Genomic DNA, 18,259 nt, shown 5'->3' on the forward strand with positions numbered 1-18,259 from the left:
GTATAAGTACCCAATATAAAATTGAATTATCCTATAAAATATCTTTTTCAAAGTTCTGTTTGCCCACTTCTCCCCAAGAAGCGGGCATTTTATTTGCACAAACAGAATCCGGGGTGTAGTATTAACTTACTCGGATCAGTTAAAACTGTGTTTCATTTTTTAACCTTCTTTACAAAAAAAGCCCTGTTCTTAATTGGATAGGGATTTTTTGCGTTCTTCGATCAATTGTTCTAATTCTTCCAATTCCTCAAGAGAGGCATTTTTGATATATCCCTTGGCACCAGAGCGATTGCGGACGTGTTTCATTTGTTCTTTATTCTTTTCTTGCCACTTTCTCGATGCCTTTAGTTGAGCATCAGACGTTTTCTTTTCAGTCACCGTATGCACTCCTTCCTAAAAATGTTGAATAAGCTTCATTACAAGTTGAATAAGTTTTATTACGCTAGAGATGGCGATTAAAACCATAAGTATCAATAAGGCAAAATTTAAAATTTTCCTTCTTTTTAAATTCTTGGACATTCGATTCATTCCTTTCATTATGATATAATCAAAGGGAAGGGAGGGCTTTCGCCCTATCCCTAGTTGTCGAGAAGTTTGATTAGCAGTTCGAGTAACTTTTCAATTATGGCTAGTATCGCTAGTACTAAGCCAATTTTGATTGTTAGTTGCTCTTGCTTTTCAAGCTTTTCTTTTTCCCTTCGTTGTTTCCTCAATAATTTCAACTCCTTTCTATGCTAATATTATATATCGGATACATAATAATGTCAATGTCTTTATTCAAAATAATGAAAAAAGTAGCCATATTTTGGCTACTTTAAATTGAATTATAAGGTGTGATATAGTAAAGAAAATCGTGTTTTTTTAGAACAAGACTGACATAAAATTCAACACAAGCAATTCCGAAAATACACTCTTGTGATTCAGATACATGATGGGGAAATTCCTCAACAAACGTTTCCAGACCAATGTACTTTTGTTCGTACATAGTAATGATATTCATACGTCAAACCACTTTAATTCAGAGTAATAGTCAACATTTCGTATTTCATCATAATGGACAAGAGTGTCGTCTAAATAAATTCCTAGATCATCGTAACCTTTCAGCGTACCTGTAACATCAGGCATGAATTTGTTATCGACAGTATAGTTGAGCTGTATAGCTAGATTCTTACTTTTTGTGATTGCTGCTTGTAAGAATTCATTTATTTCTTCTTCTGCCATTTCCGGCTTAGCAGGGCAGGTGTACTTCAACTCTTTATCTATTCTTACGATGTCAGCTGTATGTTCTGACAAGAAAAATCCAATCCATTTGAGTTTTTTTCTATCTTCATAAGGCTTTAGAACGCTCATACAATTATCCCTCCTTAATTGGGTTATGCGAACGTTTGTTCTTGTGGTAAAGCGAACGTGGAATTAAATTTTTGGTGATTGTTTTGGTGATTGCTAAATGAAAAACAAGAATAGAGAGAAACCTCTGAAAACCTATTTAGTTGTAAATCATGTTGTAAATGCCTGATTTAACGGGAATTTGAAACACTAAGTAAATAGGGAAAGATAGAAAAATAATTTTAAATAGTTGGCGACCAAAAGTAAAAGAAAACCGCTGAAATTCCCGAGTATCGGAGACTTCAGCGGTTTTTTTATTTATTCTTTGGCTTCTTGTAAGACCTTGATCGTTTCGATCTTCACTGGCTCAACCGGTTGAGAATTCTCACCATTGCCAGAGTCTTGGGTTTCTGCTTGCGCAATTTTATCTACGACATCCATGCCTTCGATCACTTGACCAAAAACGGTATAGCTACCGTCCAATTGTGGTGTTCCACCATTTTTGTAGGCTTCGATGATTTTTTCAGGATAGTGTTGGATCGCTAGACCGTCGGATACGTCTTGATCATTTTGAACGATGTAGAATTGACTGCCTTGGCTGTTTGGCGCACTTGATTTTGCCATTGCCAATGCGCCTCGCAAGTGATAAAGCTGGTTCGAGTATTCTTCGCCGAATCCTTCGCCCCATATGCTTTCTCCGCCAGTGCCATCACCATTAGGGTCGCCCCCTTGGATCATAAACTCTTCTACGACACGATGGAAAGTCAAGCCGTCATAATAACCATCTTTGGCATGGGTCAAAAAGTTTTCGACTGCTTTGGGTGCAATCTCTGGGAAAAGTTTGATTTTGATCGAGCCTTCCTCCGTCACCATTTCAACTAAAGCTTCATTCTCTTGCACATCCGTTGATAATTGCGGCAATTCCAGGGCATTCAAGTCAACGGATTCTGAGGTCGACGTGCTTTCTGCCGAATTGCTTGATGAGGGATCGGTGGTACTTGAACCTGTACAAGCAGCTAATAATAAAAGGCTAGCAGCTGCTGTCAGTGTGAATAGGATTTTTTTCATTCTTTCATTCCTTCCAGTTTTCTTAATGATAATCATAACAAAAAAGAGACATAGAAGAAAGCGCAGATTTTGTGGAATGAGAAAGAAACAGGCGGAAAGGTGTAGACCACTTTTTAGATGTTTGCTATAATGAAAGAGGATTCATTATAATAAACGGATAGAATTTACAGGAGGTTTTTTTGATGGGAAAATTAGGGATATCGATTTATCCAGAGCGCTCAACGTTTGAAAAGGACAAAGCGTATTTAGACTTGGCACACAAATACGGCTTTAAACGGGTATTTACCAGTTTGCTACAAATCAACGATGACAAAGAAAAAGTCTTGGCAGACTTTAAACAAGTCGTGGATTATGCCAATCAGTTAGGAATGGAAGTCATGGTAGATATCAATCCTGGTTTATTCGAACAGCTAGGTATTTCTTATGATGATTTATCCTTCTTTGATGAGATGGGGGCTTACGGTGTTCGGTTAGATATTGGTTTTACTGGTTCAGAAGAAGCCAAAATGACGCGTAATCCTTACGGGATTAAAATCGAAATCAATATGAGCAGTGGTACGAGCTACGTGGATAACATCATGAGTTATTCGCCTAATACTGAAAATTTACTAGGCTCGCATAACTTCTATCCTCATCGCTATTCAGGGTTGGGCTACGACCATTTCGTTTTTTGTTCGGAAAAATTCCGCAAATACAATTTAAATACGATGGCTTTCGTGAATTCTCACGAAGCTGATTTCGGTCCATGGCCAACACAAGATGGTTTATGCTCTTTGGAAGATCATCGTGATCTGCCACTAGCTACGCAAGTCAAACATTTAGTGTTGACTGGCTTGATCGATGATATCTCTGTTGGAAATGCCTATGCTTCAGAAGCAGAATTGGCAGCAATGGCTGAAGCGTTTCACGCGGATTATCCGACATTAAGAGTCGATGTCGTTGACGGAATCACTGAAGATGAACGAATTTGTCTCTTCGATAATCTGCACAGCTATCGAGGAGATCGTTCGGAATACATCTTGCGTTCAACGATGACGCGGATCTATTATAAAGACAAGGAATTTCCACCTCATGATACCCGTGATATGGTAAGAGGGGATGTCTTGATCGATAATGCTGGCTATGGACAATACAAAGGGGAGACGCAAATCGCCTTGAAAGCAATGAAAAATGATGGTCGAGTCAATGTCGTTGGTAAGATCGCTGATGAGGAACTATTCTTATTAGAATTTTTGAAACCTTGGTCAAGTTTTAAATTGGTCGAAAATAACTAATTACCACGAAAATCAGCCATTGCCAACAAAGATTGTTGGCAATGGTTTTCTTTTTGGTCGCTTGCGATTGACAAACATGAGCAAAAAACGGTAATTTATGTAGTGGGTTCTTTCCTTGAGGAATGACGAAACCATAATAATATTATGTAAACTATATAACAAGAGGACGTGACAAGTGTGAAATTGCGCTGGAAGATTGCCATCGGAGTGGCTGTATTAGCAATTGCAGGATTAGGGTATGCAGGAAACTATTTTTACGATTATGCGGTGGTTCCTTCAGAAAAAGATTTTTTGGAAGGAGATACCCCTGGTACGGATGAAAATCAGACAGGAAATGAATCGCAAAATTGGTTTACAGATCCAGCAAATCGTGAGATGTGGCAGCTGACTTCTGAAGATGATTTAAAATTATCCGCCATTTATCTACCGGCGGAGGAGAAGAATCGAGGAAAAACGGCGATCATCGCGCATGGCTACATGGGGAATGCAGAAACGATGGCGGACTATGCTAAGATGTATCATGATTTAGGCTATAATGTCTTGGTTCCAGACGCTCGAGGGCATGGTCAAAGCGAAGGAGATTATATTGGTTTTGGGTGGCACGAACGTAAGGATTATCTGCAATGGATCGATGAAGTACTCGCAAAAAATGGTCCTGAAGAAACGATCACTTTGTATGGCATCAGTATGGGGGCTGCCACGGTAATGATGACCAGTGGGGAAGACTTGCCGAAAAATGTCACTTCTATCATTGAAGATTGTGGGTATACCAACGTCAATGAAGAATTGGGTTATCAACTCGATCAATTGTTTGGTCTACCGGCCTTTCCATTGATGAATGTCACTAGTCTTGTCACAAAAATCCGAGCGGGGTATTTCTTCGGTGAAGCAGATGCAGTCAAACAACTGCAAAAGAATACGCGTCCGATCTTTTTTATCCATGGCGATGCGGATACGTTTGTTCCTTATTCGATGCTGGATATTTTGTATAACGCGACCGATGCACCAAAAGAAAAGTGGGTTGTTTCAGGTGCCGAGCATGCGAAAAGCTATAAAACAGATCCAGACCTTTATAAAGAAAAAATTGCAGCTTTTTTGGACAAATACGATCACCCTGCAAATGAATAAAAAAGTGCCGGTTCTAAAAAAGAACCGGCATTTTTTGCTTGACCTTTGGCTTATAAACGAGCAAATTCTTCTAGCAAACGAATCATTTGGCATGTAAAGCCATATTCATTATCATACCAAGCGACGGTTTTCACCAGTTGGAAATCCCCAGCCGTGGTTACTTCTGTTTGTGTCGGATCAAAGATAGACCCTTGAGTGGTACCAATCACATCTCCAGAGACGATCTCACGGTCATCGTAACCGAATGACGGATTATCGACGGTGTGTTTTCTGATCGCTTCATTGACTTCATCGGCGGTTACTTTGGTTTTCAAAATTGAGACTAATTCTGTTAAAGAACCATCGACGACAGGAACCCGTTGGGCGTGGCCTTGTAATTTGCCATTTAATTCTGGAATAACTAGACCGATCGCTTTGGCAGCACCCGTCGAGTGAGGGATCGTGTTGTCTGCAGCGGACCGAGCGGCTCTTAAGTTTCCGCCTTTTACTGGACCATCCAATAGCATTTGGGTAGAAGTATAGGCATGTACCGTCGTCATCGTACCAACTTCGATCCCGAATTCCTCATTTAAGAAGTAGGCCATCGGAGCTAAGCAGTTGGTCGTACAAGAACCTGCGGATATGATAGTATCCTCTGTTGTTAACGTGTCGGAGTTGACATTGTAAACGATCGTTTTCATATTACCAGCTGGTGCGGAGATAACGACTCGTTTGACACCTGCATCAAGATGGGCCTGGGCTTTTTCTGCGGAAGTGTAAAAACCCGTACATTCTAATACGATATCGACGCCATTTTCTTTTGCCCAGGGGATTTTGCTTGCGTCTGGTTCAGCGTACACTCGGGTCTCTTTGCCATCGACAACGATAGCATTATCCGTTGCAGTAACAGTTCCAGGGTACGTGCCGTGGGTCGAGTCAAATTGCAATAAGTGTGCTAACATGACTGGACTCGTCAAATCATTGATTGCCACAACTTCAATATCGGCAGAAACTTCTCTGATCCTACGAAAAGCTAAACGTCCAATTCGTCCAAAACCATTGATTCCAACTTTTACTGTCATTTCTTGTTTCCTCCTTTGATTGTGTACTGGTACACTTAAAAGTTTGCTACGATTTCCTGTGACTGTCAAAGAATAACCCTTAAGAATTCGCGATTTCTTACGGAAACCCATGAGAAAAGATAGACAAAAGGCGTTTCGGTCGTTACAATAAAATAGACTTTCTTATTAGAGAAATAGTAACCACTTAAAGTGAGATAACTGATAATCAAAAAGTATAGAAGGTAGTAAAAAAAGAATGGAGGACAAATAATGTCCATGTTTTTAGATCAAGTGACAATCGATGTCAAAGCAGGAAAAGGCGGCGACGGGATGGTTGCTTTTCGCCGAGAGAAATATGTCCCAGACGGCGGACCCGCAGGTGGGGACGGGGGACGTGGCGGTGATGTCATTTTAGTCGTAGACGAAGGTTTGCGTACATTAATGGATTTCCGCTTTAATCGTCATTTTAAAGCGCAACCCGGGGAAAATGGCATGAGTAAAGGAATGCACGGCCGTGGCTCAGATGATACTTACATCAAAGTACCCCAAGGCACCACCGTTCGTGATGCTGAAACAGGTGCCTTATTAGGTGATTTGATTGAGCAAGGTCAAACATTAGCAATCGCAAAAGGCGGGCGGGGCGGCCGTGGGAACATTCGGTTTGCTTCTCCAAAAAATCCAGCCCCAGAATTAGCAGAGAACGGAGAACCCGGTCAAGAAAGAAAGATCGAGCTCGAACTAAAAGTCTTAGCAGATGTTGGTTTAGTTGGTTTCCCTTCAGTTGGGAAGTCAACATTACTCTCTGTGATTTCGTCTGCTCGTCCAAAAATCGGCGCGTATCATTTTACAACACTGGTACCAAATTTAGGCATGGTAACGACCACTGATGGTCGTAGTTTTGCAGTAGCCGATCTGCCTGGCTTGATCGAAGGTGCTTCGCAAGGTGTTGGTTTAGGGACTCAGTTTTTACGTCATATCGAACGGACGCGGGTTATTTTACATGTGATCGATATGAGCGGCATGGAAGGGCGCGATCCATATGAAGACTATTTATCCATCAACAATGAATTGTTGACCCATAACTTGCGCTTACTAGAACGCCCACAGATCATCGTTGCCAATAAGATGGATATGCCGGATGCTGAAGAAAACCTAGCCCTTTTCAAAGAGCAGCTGGCAAAAGAAAAAACGGATGAGTTCGCGGATGAACCAATGATTTTCCCAATCTCTGGTGTCACTCGTAAGGGAATCGATGCCTTGCTGAATGCGACAGCGGATCTATTGGAAGTCACTCCTGAGTTCCTCTTGTACGATGAAGAAATCGAAGAAGATGTGGTTCATTACGGCTTCCAATCGGATGAACCGGAGTTTGCAATCGATCGCGATCCTGATGCAACTTGGATCTTGAGCGGTGAGAAAATCGAAAAACTATTCCAAATGACGAACTTTGATCACGATGAGACTGTGATGCGTTTTGCTCGTCAATTACGTGGATTGGGTGTCGATGAAGCATTGCGTGCGAGAGGTGCCAAAGACGGTGATATTGTGCGTATCGGTAATTTTGAATTTGAGTTTGTCGAATAAGCGTTTAAAAGAACATCATTTTTTTAAAAAAATCCTTCATAGTTGAATTGGTTTTGACTGCCGATCATTGATTTTCTCTAAGAAATCAATGATCAGCAGTCTTTTTGGTTTCTTTTTTCATTTAAATGATTTACTGTTAAAATAAAGAAAAGAACAAATAAACCAAAGGGAGCGATTTTTATGTCAAAACGAGTCATTGTAATGAACTTTGATGCTAGTGCCAAAGCGTATCAAGCCTTTTCTGAAGTGAAACGGATGCATATGGAACGAAAGATCAAAGGAGAGCAAATGGCGGTTCTTACCCACACCAATGAAGGCGTGCATCAATTTAAAGTCGAGGATTTTCTTGATTTTACTGGAAACAATAAGACATCAACTGGTGGTTTGATCGGGATGCTCGTTGGTGTGTTAGGTGGGCCTTTGGGAATCATGCTGGGCTGGTTTGGCGGTAGTATGATCGGTGCTACTCGTGACGCAAAAGAGATCCAAAATGCGCAAATGCTCTTCGAACACGTCGGAAACCAAATTGGTGTAGGCGATACGGGGTTATTATTGATTGCCGATGAAGAGGACAATCGTCCTTTGAACCAACTGATCATGAATGAATTAGGCGGTGACATCACTCGTTTTGACTACGATGATGTCGAGGCAGAGATCGAGACGGCCAAAAAAGTCGAAGAATCCACCAAGGCACGTGTTCAAGAGGATTGGAAAAATTCCCATAACGATGAATCCGATAGCCAATCCGAGAAATAAAAACCGCAAGCTTCAATTGCAACTTGATTTCTTTTCCGCTAAAATTGGAAAGAGATGAAAGGAAAGAAGCTTATGGAATTAGAATTTTTAGGAACAGGTGCTGGAGTGCCTGCGAAACATCGAAACGTGACCAGCACTGCGTTACGATTATTAGATGAACGCAATGCCGTTTGGCTTTTTGATTGTGGCGAAGGGACACAAATGCAGATCTTACATTCTACGATTAGACCGAGAAAGATTGAAAAAATCTTTATTACCCATCTTCATGGTGATCATATTTATGGATTGCCAGGATTGATCAGCAGCCGCTCCTTTCAAGGCGGAGACACACCTCTAGAGATTTATGGACCCAAGGGGATCAAAGCATACATTCAAACCGTTTTGCGGATTTCTCAGACGAAAGTCAGCTATCCATTGCATTTTTTTGAGATTGAAGAAGAAGGGATTCTTTTTAAAGATCAGCAATTTGAAGTATCTTGTCTGCGCCTTGATCACGGGATTGATAGTTTTGGCTATCGTATTGTCGAAGCAAGCCATCAAGGGGAGTTGCAAGTGCAAGCATTGCTTGAACTTGGGCTGAAACCTGGTCCTGTCTTCGGACGTTTGAAAAAAGGTGAAGTAGTTACCCTCGATGATGGTCGTCAAATCAATGGAGCTGATTTTTTAGGTCAAGCCAAAAAAGGACGGATCGTGACAATATTAGGTGACACCCGTAAATGTCAAAACGCCGTGCTTTTAGCGAAAGATGCGGATGTTTTGGTACATGAAAGTACCTTCAACAAAGAAGAAGCCAAGTTGGCTCGCGCTTATTTTCATTCGACGACGCGACAAGCTGCTGAAGTTGCCCAAGAAGCTCACGCCAAGCGTTTGCTATTGACCCATATTAGCGCGCGCTATGTTGGCAAAGATATTACAAATTTAGTAAATGAAGCAAAAGAAGGATTTCCGAATACGTTGATCGTCAAAGATTTTGATGTTGTCGAGATCCCTTTTGCCGGAGAGGAAGAATCAGATGAACTTGGAGAATAAAGTTGTCGTTGTAACAGGAGGTTCTGCCGGACTTGGAGAACAAATCTGTTATGAAGCCGCAAAACGTGGTGCGATCGTCGTGACTTGTGCCCGGAGGACGAATTTGATTGGGAAAGTCAAAGAGCAATGTATGGAATTAAGCGGCAAAGAAGCGTATGCGTTTCAATTGGACGTAGCAAATCCTGAAAGCGTGGAGCGCTTATTAGAAAAAATCAGTGAGAAAGTCGGAAAGATCGATGTCTTTGTCAATAATGCTGGCTATGGGATCTTTCAAGAGTTTACAGAGATGGATCCTGCGGTCATCCGTAATATGTTTGAAGTCAATGTACTTGGGATGATGGTTTTGACTCAGCAAGTTGCGATTCAAATGGCTGAACAAAAGCATGGTCATATCATAAACGTTGCTTCAATTGCGGGTAAGATCGCTACGCCGAAGACCGCAGTTTACTCTGCAACGAAATTTGCTGTACTTGGTTTTTCTAACGCCTTACGTTTAGAACTAAAACCACTGGGGATCAACGTAACAACGGTCAACCCAGGGCCGATCGAAACGGCATTCTTTGACCAAGCAGATCCTAGCGGTAGTTACTTATCATCGGTGGGCAGCCTTGTCCTTGAACCAAACAAATTGGCACAAACGATCGTCAAAGCCATGATTCATCCAAAACGAGAAATCAATCGCCCACATATTTTAGGGGCGGCAGCAAAACTGTATACACTGTTTCCTGCAATCGGGGATTATATGGCAGGAACGATGTTCAACAAAAAATAGGAGTTGAAACCCATGAAAAATCAATGGCGTGTTATCGTTGGTATTTTACTGATTTTAGTGATCGTTTTATTTGCGGTTGCAAACAATATGACTGTTCCGATCAATTTTGGCTTCACAACGATTCAATCGCCACTGATCTTAGTCATTATTGGTTCTGCTTTGTTAGGCGCATTGATTTTGTTGCTGGTTTCCACAAGTGCAATGTTCCGTCAAAAAAAAGAACTAAAACAATTGAGAAAAGAGCTCTCGGATTATCGCACGAATAACGAGAAAGTTCTGCAAGATGAACGAGAAGCCTTGGAACGAGAATATACCAACAAGCAGGCGGAGTTAGCAGCTAGGCAGCAACAACTCGACGATCAAGAAGCGCAACTTTCGTCACGTGCTGCAGGCGCCTCAACGCCGCCAACGATTGATGAAGAAATGAAGTCTTTTGAATCGCAAGCCTAGAATACATGAGAGCAATTAAGAAAAGAGTTTGCCGGCGCATCGTTCGCTGCAAGCTCTTTTTTGTGACATGAAAAAATAAATTGTTTCTTTCGTTGTTTTTCCTTTTTACATAAACTTTGCTATAATAACCTAGTTAGGAGTGATTTGGTGAAACGTGCAAATTTTCATTGGGTGCGACCGCAAGATAGCGAAGCTACCCCTGTATTTAAAGAATTGATCCAAGCAAGAAAGATTCCTGAGCGCATCGGCGCGTTGCTATGGCAAAGAAATATTCGAACAGCAGAAGCGCTAGACGCTTTTTTATCAACGGATCTGCAATACCTTCATGATCCGTTTCTCTTTCATGATATGGATAAGGCCGTGGAACGGATCCATGAAGCCATTTTAAATGGTGAGCGGATCTTGATTTATGGCGACTATGACGCAGATGGGATTACGAGCACCACCGTATTAAAAGAAACACTGGAGTTGCTAGGGGCTGAAGCTGAATATTATCTGCCCAATCGCTTTTCAGATGGGTATGGTCCCAACATAACTGTCTATCAAGATAAAATTGCGGCAGGGACGCAATTGATCATCACCGTTGATAATGGGGTATCTGGACATGAGGCAATTGCTTATGCTCAAGGGCAAGGGGTCGATGTGATCGTGACGGATCACCATGAACTTCCTGCAGAACTCCCAGAAGCCTTTGCCATCGTTCATCCCCGTCACCCTGAAGGAAACTATCCGTTTGGTGATTTAGCGGGAGTCGGTGTCGCATTTAAAGTGGCTTGTGCCCTATTAGAAGAAGTGCCCGTCGAACTGCTGGACCTTGTTGCAATTGGGACGATTGCTGATATGGTTTCTTTGACAGATGAGAATCGACTACTAGTCAGCAATGGCCTGAAAATGATCCAACAAACTGATCGGCTTGGTTTGAATGAGTTGTTGACGGTCAGTGGATTGAAAAAACGAACAGTCAACGAAACCGATATTGGTTTTGCTGTTGGCCCCCGCCTCAATGCAATTGGTCGGTTGGAAGATCCTAATCCTGCTGTTCGTTTGTTAACCACATTTGATGAAGAAGAAGCAGTAACCTTAGCCAAGACATTAGATACGATCAATCAGCAGCGAAAAACTTTCGTTGAAGAAATCATGAAAGAAGCGCAAGAAAAAATCGACCCTGCCAATCATGTTCATCTGGTCGTAGGTGATAACTGGCACGAAGGGGTTTTAGGAATCGTAGCTGGACGTATCATGCAAAGTACCGGACAGCCCGTGATCGTTTTGACCAAAAAAGAAAATGGGTTAGCAAAAGGGTCAGGTAGAAGTGTCGCTGCGTTGAATCTATTTGAAATGTTGGCTACGATGAAAGACATGTTTACCAGTTTTGGTGGTCATCATGCGGCGGTCGGCTTAAGTATCCCGATTGATCATTTGGACATGCTACAAGCTCAGATGAATCGCTATGTGGAAGAAAATGGAATTGATCTTAGTCAGGGAATCCCCTTAGCGATCGATGAGGAACTGCCATTGGCGGAAGTATCGATCAACTTTATTGAGTCTTTAAACGTTTTAGCGCCTTTCGGAACGGACAATCCGTTACCGAAATTTCTGTTTTCCAATTTATCGACTCAAAATGCCCGCCAGATTGGTACCGAAAACCAGCACTTGAAGTTAGTGATGACAGATGAGTCCAATCTACAGCTAGATGTGATTGGCTTTGGTTTTGGAAAAGACTCAGTAGAGTTTGAAAATGATCGACTATCGATCGTTGGTCAGCTTTCAATCAATGAATGGAATGGCAACAAAAAACCGCAGCTGATGTTGGATGACTTTGCAGTGGAAGGGCTGCAGTTGTTTGATTATCGTTCGAAAAGGAGTCGGCAAGGTGTCTCTCTGGGAAATGAAACATTAGGGGTCGTTTTCAATAAGAAACTGCCTCGAGAGCTGCAAGGATTTTGTGGACAAACGATCTTATTCGACTCGGTGGCTGCTGTGAAAGATACATTTTGTGCTGGTCCGTTCCAAGAGATCGCGTTTTTAGATTGTCCTGCTGATTCTGCTGTGATCAAAGAGGTCGTTCAAGCGCTTCATGCTTCAAGAATTGCGTTTGTGTTTTACTCGACGGAAGATGCCTATTTAGACGGGGTAGGAACCAGAGAGCAATATGGTCGGCTTTTTCAATTGATCAAGCAGCAGCCTCGTTTGGATATTCGCTACAAATTAAAGATGGTCGCTAACTATCTAAAAATTCCAGAAAAATTACTTATTTTTATGATTCAGGTGTTTTCTGAGCTGGAATTTGTTACAATACAAGATGGTGTTTTGAATAAAACGGCTGATCCTGTTTCTCGTCCGCTGACAGAGAGTCATTTGTATCAGCAACGACAAAAAATGATCAAAACAGAAGAATTTTTATTAATGAGTGATTTATCAACCCTACGTCAGTGGTTGACAGTCTAGGAGGAAAAAAAATGGATTTAAAAGAGTATATTGCTAGTATTCCGGATTATCCCCAAGAGGGAATTATTTTTCGGGACATCTCGCCGCTAATGGCTGATGGAGAAGCGTATCGTTATGCGACACAGCAGATCGTTGAGTATGCACAAGAAAAAGGCATCGATATGGTGGTAGGACCAGAAGCCCGCGGATTTATCGTTGGTTGCCCAGTTGCGTACCAGTTAGGTGTCGGCTTTGCCCCAGTACGTAAAAAAGGCAAATTGCCACGGGAAACCATTGAAGCAGAGTATGAAAAAGAGTATGGCGTGGATGTTTTGACGTTGCATGCCGATGCTATCAAACCAGGACAACGTGTCTTGATCTGTGACGATCTACTAGCAACTGGCGGAACGATCAAAGCAACGATTGAACTCGTAGAAAAACTAGGCGGTATCGTTGTGGGCTGTGCCTTTTTGATCGAACTAATGGATTTACATGGAAGAGATAAAATCCAAGGTGTTGAAATCAAGACGTTAATGGAATACTAAAAAAGAAGAAACAAAAAAGGACTCGCAGGAGTCCTTTTTTGTTTCTTCTGCCTTATGGCGTATGTAGGGGAAGGATCATGGTTCGTAACGATAAAAATCATGATCGTGATAATAATGGCGGTTACGTTTGCGCTCTGCTTGGCGGAATTTCTTTTCATCCCATAGCATGAACCAAAGCATCATTAGAGGACAAAAAATCAGAACAGCACTTAGAACGCCAAAATAGCCAATAACAATACCCATCAATAAAACCCATAACATAAAACCAAATCGACGAACTGCTTTCATCTCATTCACTCCTTAAATAATACGAACTTATGTTTGTATACTTATTATACGAATGTTTGTTCGGTTTGTAAAGAGGAAAGAAAAAAAATCTTCGTAAAAACGAAGATTTCCTAGTCAGCTCGTTGAGCATCAAAGCAGATGTCGATACAACCCAACAACCAATCCTAAAATCGTTACGTCAGGCAAAATGATTGGTTCTAAGTAATCATTTTCCGGTTGTAAACGAATGTAATTCTTTTCTTTATAGAATCGTTTGCAAGTAGCTTCATCTTCATCTGTCATAGCGATCACAATATCACCATTTTGCGCACTTTGTTGTTTGCGAACGATCACTTGATCGCCGTCAAGGATGCCAGCATTGATCATACTTTCTCCTCGGATCGTCAACATAAACAAACTACCGGTACTATTTGCTAAATCTGGCGGAATCGGAAAGAAATCGGATGCATCTTCCACTGCTAAAATCGGTTCTCCCGCAGTTACGACACCAAGCATCGGAATGGATGCTGGCTGAACATCGATTTTTTCAAGACCGGAAGAAGTTAATTCAATGGCTCTGGGTTTTGTAGGATCTCGCAAGATCAACCCCTTTTTTTCAAGTCGGGACAAATGGCCATGAACAGTTGAGGTAGAAGATAACTGAACGGCTTCGCCAATTTCGCGAACAGTCGGCGGATAGCCTTTTTCAGTGACACGGGTATGAATGAACTTAAGAATTTCGATTTGTCGATTTTCTGTTCGTTTTGCCAAAACTGACACCTTCTTTCATTTGATAACATTAGTGTACCATAGGTATATCGAATATTCAAACAAATGTTCGCTTTTTACACTATTGTTTTTATTCGCTAGTTTGTAGTAAAATCAAGAGGGAAAAGGAGGAACGAATATGCTATCTCAAGAAAAATTAGCTCGAATCAATGAACTTGCCAACAAGAAAAAAACAGAGGGTTTGACTGAGGCAGAAACGAACGAACAAAAAGTTCTACGTGACGAGTATTTAACCGCCTTTCGTGGAGGAATGCGTCACCATATCGAAGGAATGAAGATCGTTGATCCTGAAGGTGCTGATGTGACACCAGAGAAATTAAAAGAGATTCAAAAGAAAAAAGGTCTCCACGGCAGATAATTGTGAATTCCTTTTCATTGCTATTGAAATAAGCATCTGAATCACGTATAATAAAAGATGTAATAAAGGTAAAAAAAACCTAAATTAGGAGGAACTACCATTGTTTGATAAAATCGATCAATTAGGAGTGAACACCCTTCGTACATTAAGTATCGAAGCCGTACAAAAAGCCAATTCAGGACATCCAGGATTACCGATGGGGGCAGCACCCATGGCCTATGCCTTGTGGACCAAACACTTGAAAGTCAATCCAACGACTTCTCGCAAGTGGGTGGATCGTGACCGTTTTGTTTTGTCTGCTGGACACGGTTCGGCGTTATTGTACAGCTTGTTGCATGTGTCTGGTTACGATGTGACCATTGAGGATCTAAAAAACTTCCGTCAATGGGATAGCCGCACGCCAGGACATCCAGAAGTCGATCACACAGACGGCGTGGAAGCAACCACTGGACCTTTAGGACAAGGGATCGCTATGGCAGTCGGTATGGCAATGGCCGAAGCCCACTTGGCTGCAACCTACAATCGCGACAAGTATCAAGTCATCGATCACTATACCTACGCTTTATGTGGCGATGGGGATTTGATGGAAGGTGTTTCGCAAGAAGCTGCATCCATGGCGGGTCACATGAAATTAGACAAACTGATCGTCTTGTACGATTCAAATGACATCTCCCTAGATGGTCCGACCTCAAAAGCTTTTACAGAAAATGTCGGTGCGCGTTTTGAGGCGTATGGCTGGCAACACATTCTCGTTGAAGACGGCAATGATTTAGAAGCAATCTCAAAAGCGATCGACGAAGCAAAAGCTGAAAGCGACAAACCAACCTTGATCGAAATCAAGACTGTGATCGGATACGGTGCGCCAAATCAAGGCACTTCTGCCGTTCATGGTGCGCCGATCGGTGCCGAAGGCATTTCTGCAGCTAAAGCGATTTATGGTTGGGAATACCCAGAATTTACCGTACCTGAAGAAGTTGCCGCGCGCTTCAAAGAAACCATGGTCGATGAAGGGCAAAAAGCTGAAGCCGCTTGGAACGAAACTTTCCGTGCTTATGAAGCAGCCTACCCAGAACTTGCTGCGCAATTCAAACAAGCCTTTGCGGGTGAATTGCCAGCAGATTGGGATGCAACATTACCAAGCTACGAAGTTGGCAGCTCACAAGCTAGTCGGGTTTCTAGCAAAGAGATGATCCAAGCCTTATCCAAAGCCGTCCCTAGTCTCTGGGGTGGATCGGCTGACCTTTCTGGCTCCAACAACACGATGGTGGCAGCAGAAAAAGACTTTGAACCTGGCCAATACGAAGGCCGCAACATTTGGTTTGGTGTCCGAGAATTTGCGATGGCGGCAGCCATGAACGGCATCCAATTGCATGGCGGTACCCGAATCTATGGCGGGACCTTCTTCGTCTTCGTTGATTACTTGCGTCCAGCGGTGCGCTTGTCTGCGATCCAGCATGCACCTGTGATCTATGTCTTGACACATGACTCCGTGGCGGTTGGGGAAGATGGACCGACGCATGAGCCAATCGAGCAATTAGCCAGCGTCCGGTGCATGCCAAATGTCCAAGTGATTCGTCCAGCAGACGGCAATGAAACCCGTGCTGCCTGGAAATTGGCCATGACGACAACGGATAAACCAACGGTCTTAGTCTTAAGCCGACAAAATCTACCAGTGATCGAAGGCACGCAAACCGGTGCGGATGAAAATGTCGCAAAAGGTGGCTACGTGATTTCAAAACAAGCTGGTGAAACACCAGCGGGGATTTTGATTGCCACAGGTTCTGAAGTGAATCTTGCGGTTCAAGCACAAGCTAAATTGGCAGAAGAAGGCATCGATGTATCGGTGGTCTCCTTACCAAGCTTTGATCTGTTTGAAGCGCAAAGCTCAGAATACAAAGAAAGCGTCTTGCCAAAAGCAGTGAAGAAACGGGTAGCGATCGAAGCGGCTTCCCCATTTGGTTGGGAACGTTACACCGGTTGCCATGGAAAAGTGATCGCGATCGATCACTTCGGTGCATCAGCACCTGGCGACAAAGTATTAGCAGAATTCGGCTTTAGTGTTGAAAATGTTGTGAATACTTTTAAATCAATCGATTAATTGATCGACAATCAATCAAAGCTAGCACGTTCGAGAATCTTTTCGATTTTCGAGCGTGTTTTTTTCGAGTACTGCTCACTCTGAAAGTGCCAGAGTGACTTATTTAAGGTAGTAGTTGCTAAGATTTCTGAAAAATGGTTTCACCACAAGATATAGACTCTTTTAAATAGTAAGAGAGAAGCAATACAATTCCATTCTAATAGTTTTTTTAAAAACTTCTCAGTAATTAACAAACTGAGAGGGATGTCCAGAAAGTTTTTTAAAAGTCTTTTGTCGGGTCGGAAGTGAACATTGTTTGCACTGCTAGGCATTTTTCCGTATAATAGCTGTATTGATTTATTTGAAAAAACGTACAGTTACTGGAGGAAAAAGATGGGAAGTTATCAAACAAGAAGTGAAAGACATCATCAACCAAAGAAGACGATGAAAAGACCTAGTAAAAAGGCGGTGGTCTCTTTGATGGGTGCAGGAATGATGTTAGCGCCAATGACGGTCACTTTCGTTCCTCAACAGGTACAAGCTGCTGAGAATCAATATGCGACGCAGGACATCTCAGGGTTCATCGAACAAATTGGCTGGTCAGCACAAGATGTTGCTGCCAACAATGATCTATATGCTTCTGTGATGATCGCTCAAGCGATTTTGGAAAGCGGCTATGGTTCTTCCGCATTATCCAATGCCCCCTATTACAATTTATTTGGGGTCAAAGGCAGTTACAACGGACAAAGTGTGTATATGCCTACCCAAGAGTATTTGAATGGTCAGTGGGTAGAGATGAATGAACCGTTTCGTCAATATAACTCTTATTGGGAATCGTTTCAGGATCATGCGAACGTCTTGCGAAGTACAAGTTTCGCGACAGGGACTGCTCATTACAGTGGTGTCTGGAAAAGCCAAACAACCTCATTTTATGACGCAACGAATTACTTGACGGGACGTTATGCTACCGATCCAGGTTACGCACAAAAACTGAACTGGTTGATCGAAACCTATCAGCTTACACGGTTCGATACAGGAACGACACAAAATACAGCCTGGACAAACACAACTAGCACAACGACCAGCGAAACAACGACGACCACGTATTCAGGTAGTACATCTTCAGCACAGAGCTATCAAGTTGCTTCTGGGGATACGCTTTGGGATATCGCCAACCGATTTGGAACAACCGTTGATGCGTTGATGGCATCGAATGGATTATCCAATGAGATCATCGTTATCGGACAAGAGTTGATCGTATAAGTAAGTTAAAAACCTTAAGATGGATTGCTACAATTGCAGCCAATCTTAAGGTTTTTTTGACGTGGCAATCAAACTCTGGTCAGTGGAAATAGAACAAAGTATAAAA

The 18,259-nt window shown here is 42.2% G+C and carries 18 protein-coding genes; 12 read left to right on the top strand and 6 right to left on the bottom strand.

The window, feature by feature from the left end:
* Positions 1 to 189: 189 nt before the first annotated feature.
* From A5882_RS13215 to A5882_RS13230, 3 genes are all read right to left on the bottom strand, one after another.
* Positions 190 to 378 (bottom strand): hypothetical protein, encoded by a 189-nt coding sequence (locus A5882_RS13215; protein ID WP_086372937.1) that lies wholly within the window; start codon positions 376 to 378, stop codon positions 190 to 192.
* 618 nt (positions 379 to 996) lie between these two features.
* Positions 997 to 1,350 carry a hypothetical protein gene (locus A5882_RS13225; RefSeq protein WP_086372938.1) on the bottom strand — a complete coding sequence of 118 codons (354 nt, stop codon included), beginning with the start codon at positions 1,348 to 1,350 and terminating at the stop codon, positions 997 to 999.
* A 294-nt stretch (positions 1,351 to 1,644) separates the two neighbouring features.
* Positions 1,645 to 2,394, bottom strand: a complete 750-nt coding sequence (locus A5882_RS13230; RefSeq protein WP_008381897.1) for a peptidylprolyl isomerase — start codon at positions 2,392 to 2,394, stop codon at positions 1,645 to 1,647.
* 182 nt (positions 2,395 to 2,576) lie between these two features.
* On the opposite strand from A5882_RS13230, the gene A5882_RS13235 reads away from it, so the two are divergent.
* Entirely contained in the window at positions 2,577 to 3,668 is a 1,092-nt protein-coding gene (locus tag A5882_RS13235) for a DUF871 domain-containing protein (protein WP_005236098.1), read from the top strand.
* 177 nt (positions 3,669 to 3,845) lie between these two features.
* Positions 3,846 to 4,796, top strand: a complete 951-nt coding sequence (locus A5882_RS13240) for an alpha/beta hydrolase (protein WP_086372939.1) — start codon at positions 3,846 to 3,848, stop codon at positions 4,794 to 4,796.
* Between the two features lie 50 nt (positions 4,797 to 4,846).
* On the opposite strand, the gene gap is transcribed toward A5882_RS13240, so the two are convergent.
* Positions 4,847 to 5,857 carry a type I glyceraldehyde-3-phosphate dehydrogenase gene (gene gap, locus A5882_RS13245; RefSeq protein WP_034872607.1) on the bottom strand — a complete coding sequence of 337 codons (1,011 nt, stop codon included), beginning with the start codon at positions 5,855 to 5,857 and terminating at the stop codon, positions 4,847 to 4,849.
* A 249-nt stretch (positions 5,858 to 6,106) separates the two neighbouring features.
* Here gap and obgE point away from each other — a divergent pair, with 249 nt between their 5' ends.
* From obgE to A5882_RS13280, 7 genes are all read left to right on the top strand, one after another.
* The gene (obgE, locus tag A5882_RS13250) at positions 6,107 to 7,420 is read left to right on the top strand and encodes a GTPase ObgE (RefSeq protein WP_086372940.1); all 1,314 of its coding nucleotides are present in this window, start codon (positions 6,107 to 6,109) and stop codon (positions 7,418 to 7,420) included.
* Between the two features lie 180 nt (positions 7,421 to 7,600).
* The gene (locus A5882_RS13255; RefSeq protein WP_005236092.1) at positions 7,601 to 8,176 is read left to right on the top strand and encodes a DUF456 domain-containing protein; all 576 of its coding nucleotides are present in this window, start codon (positions 7,601 to 7,603) and stop codon (positions 8,174 to 8,176) included.
* A 72-nt stretch (positions 8,177 to 8,248) separates the two neighbouring features.
* Positions 8,249 to 9,205: a ribonuclease Z gene (rnz, locus tag A5882_RS13260; protein WP_086372941.1), complete on the top strand. Its 957-nt coding sequence runs from the start codon at positions 8,249 to 8,251 to the stop codon at positions 9,203 to 9,205.
* On the top strand, positions 9,189 to 9,977 hold the full coding sequence (locus A5882_RS13265) for an SDR family oxidoreductase (protein ID WP_016612306.1): 789 nt from the start codon (positions 9,189 to 9,191) through the stop codon (positions 9,975 to 9,977). The genes rnz and A5882_RS13265 overlap by 17 nt, the downstream gene beginning before the upstream one ends.
* A 12-nt stretch (positions 9,978 to 9,989) precedes the next feature.
* Positions 9,990 to 10,427 carry a lipopolysaccharide assembly protein LapA domain-containing protein gene (locus A5882_RS13270; protein ID WP_086299461.1) on the top strand — a complete coding sequence of 146 codons (438 nt, stop codon included), beginning with the start codon at positions 9,990 to 9,992 and terminating at the stop codon, positions 10,425 to 10,427.
* Between the two features lie 147 nt (positions 10,428 to 10,574).
* On the top strand, positions 10,575 to 12,875 hold the full coding sequence (recJ, locus tag A5882_RS13275) for a single-stranded-DNA-specific exonuclease RecJ (protein ID WP_086372942.1): 2,301 nt from the start codon (positions 10,575 to 10,577) through the stop codon (positions 12,873 to 12,875).
* A gap of 11 nt (positions 12,876 to 12,886) precedes the next feature.
* Positions 12,887 to 13,399, top strand: a complete 513-nt coding sequence (locus tag A5882_RS13280) for an adenine phosphoribosyltransferase (RefSeq protein ID WP_005226167.1) — start codon at positions 12,887 to 12,889, stop codon at positions 13,397 to 13,399.
* A gap of 75 nt (positions 13,400 to 13,474) precedes the next feature.
* Here the strand turns inward: A5882_RS13280 and A5882_RS13285 are convergent, their stop codons facing one another.
* Together A5882_RS13285 and lexA are read right to left on the bottom strand one after the other, a co-directional pair.
* Complete coding sequence (locus A5882_RS13285; RefSeq protein WP_005236082.1) at positions 13,475 to 13,687, bottom strand: hypothetical protein; 213 nt, start codon at positions 13,685 to 13,687, stop codon at positions 13,475 to 13,477.
* A 129-nt stretch (positions 13,688 to 13,816) separates the two neighbouring features.
* Complete coding sequence (lexA, locus tag A5882_RS13290; RefSeq protein ID WP_008381880.1) at positions 13,817 to 14,437, bottom strand: transcriptional repressor LexA; 621 nt, start codon at positions 14,435 to 14,437, stop codon at positions 13,817 to 13,819.
* 136 nt (positions 14,438 to 14,573) lie between these two features.
* On the opposite strand from lexA, the gene A5882_RS13295 reads away from it, so the two are divergent.
* From A5882_RS13295 to A5882_RS13305, 3 genes are all read left to right on the top strand, one after another.
* The gene (locus A5882_RS13295; protein ID WP_005236078.1) at positions 14,574 to 14,813 is read left to right on the top strand and encodes a DUF896 family protein; all 240 of its coding nucleotides are present in this window, start codon (positions 14,574 to 14,576) and stop codon (positions 14,811 to 14,813) included.
* Between the two features lie 100 nt (positions 14,814 to 14,913).
* Positions 14,914 to 16,911, top strand: coding sequence for a transketolase (tkt, locus tag A5882_RS13300; RefSeq protein ID WP_086317481.1), 1,998 nt, complete (start codon positions 14,914 to 14,916; stop codon positions 16,909 to 16,911).
* A gap of 372 nt (positions 16,912 to 17,283) precedes the next feature.
* A complete protein-coding gene (locus A5882_RS13305; RefSeq protein WP_005236065.1) occupies positions 17,284 to 18,153 on the top strand; it encodes a glucosaminidase domain-containing protein in 870 nt (289 codons plus the stop codon).
* Positions 18,154 to 18,259: the final 106 nt, after the last annotated feature.

Origin of the sequence: Enterococcus sp. 4E1_DIV0656 (assembly GCF_002140695.1) — a bacterium.
Classification (GTDB): Bacteria; Bacillota; Bacilli; order Lactobacillales; family Enterococcaceae; genus Enterococcus_D; species Enterococcus_D entomosocium.

Coding starts and splice junctions, on each gene's coding strand:
- A5882_RS13230 (WP_008381897.1), bottom strand. CDS start 2,394: ATGAAAAAAATCCTATTCACACTGACAGCAGCTGCTAGCCTTTTATTA.
- A5882_RS13270 (WP_086299461.1), top strand. CDS start 9,990: ATGAAAAATCAATGGCGTGTTATCGTTGGTATTTTACTGATTTTAGTG.
- A5882_RS13280 (WP_005226167.1), top strand. CDS start 12,887: ATGGATTTAAAAGAGTATATTGCTAGTATTCCGGATTATCCCCAAGAG.
- A5882_RS13295 (WP_005236078.1), top strand. CDS start 14,574: ATGCTATCTCAAGAAAAATTAGCTCGAATCAATGAACTTGCCAACAAG.
- A5882_RS13255 (WP_005236092.1), top strand. CDS start 7,601: ATGTCAAAACGAGTCATTGTAATGAACTTTGATGCTAGTGCCAAAGCG.
- A5882_RS13225 (WP_086372938.1), bottom strand. CDS start 1,350: ATGAGCGTTCTAAAGCCTTATGAAGATAGAAAAAAACTCAAATGGATT.
- A5882_RS13235 (WP_005236098.1), top strand. CDS start 2,577: ATGGGAAAATTAGGGATATCGATTTATCCAGAGCGCTCAACGTTTGAA.
- obgE (WP_086372940.1), top strand. CDS start 6,107: ATGTCCATGTTTTTAGATCAAGTGACAATCGATGTCAAAGCAGGAAAA.
- A5882_RS13285 (WP_005236082.1), bottom strand. CDS start 13,687: ATGAAAGCAGTTCGTCGATTTGGTTTTATGTTATGGGTTTTATTGATG.
- rnz (WP_086372941.1), top strand. CDS start 8,249: ATGGAATTAGAATTTTTAGGAACAGGTGCTGGAGTGCCTGCGAAACAT.
- A5882_RS13265 (WP_016612306.1), top strand. CDS start 9,189: ATGAACTTGGAGAATAAAGTTGTCGTTGTAACAGGAGGTTCTGCCGGA.
- A5882_RS13305 (WP_005236065.1), top strand. CDS start 17,284: ATGGGAAGTTATCAAACAAGAAGTGAAAGACATCATCAACCAAAGAAG.
- gap (WP_034872607.1), bottom strand. CDS start 5,857: ATGACAGTAAAAGTTGGAATCAATGGTTTTGGACGAATTGGACGTTTA.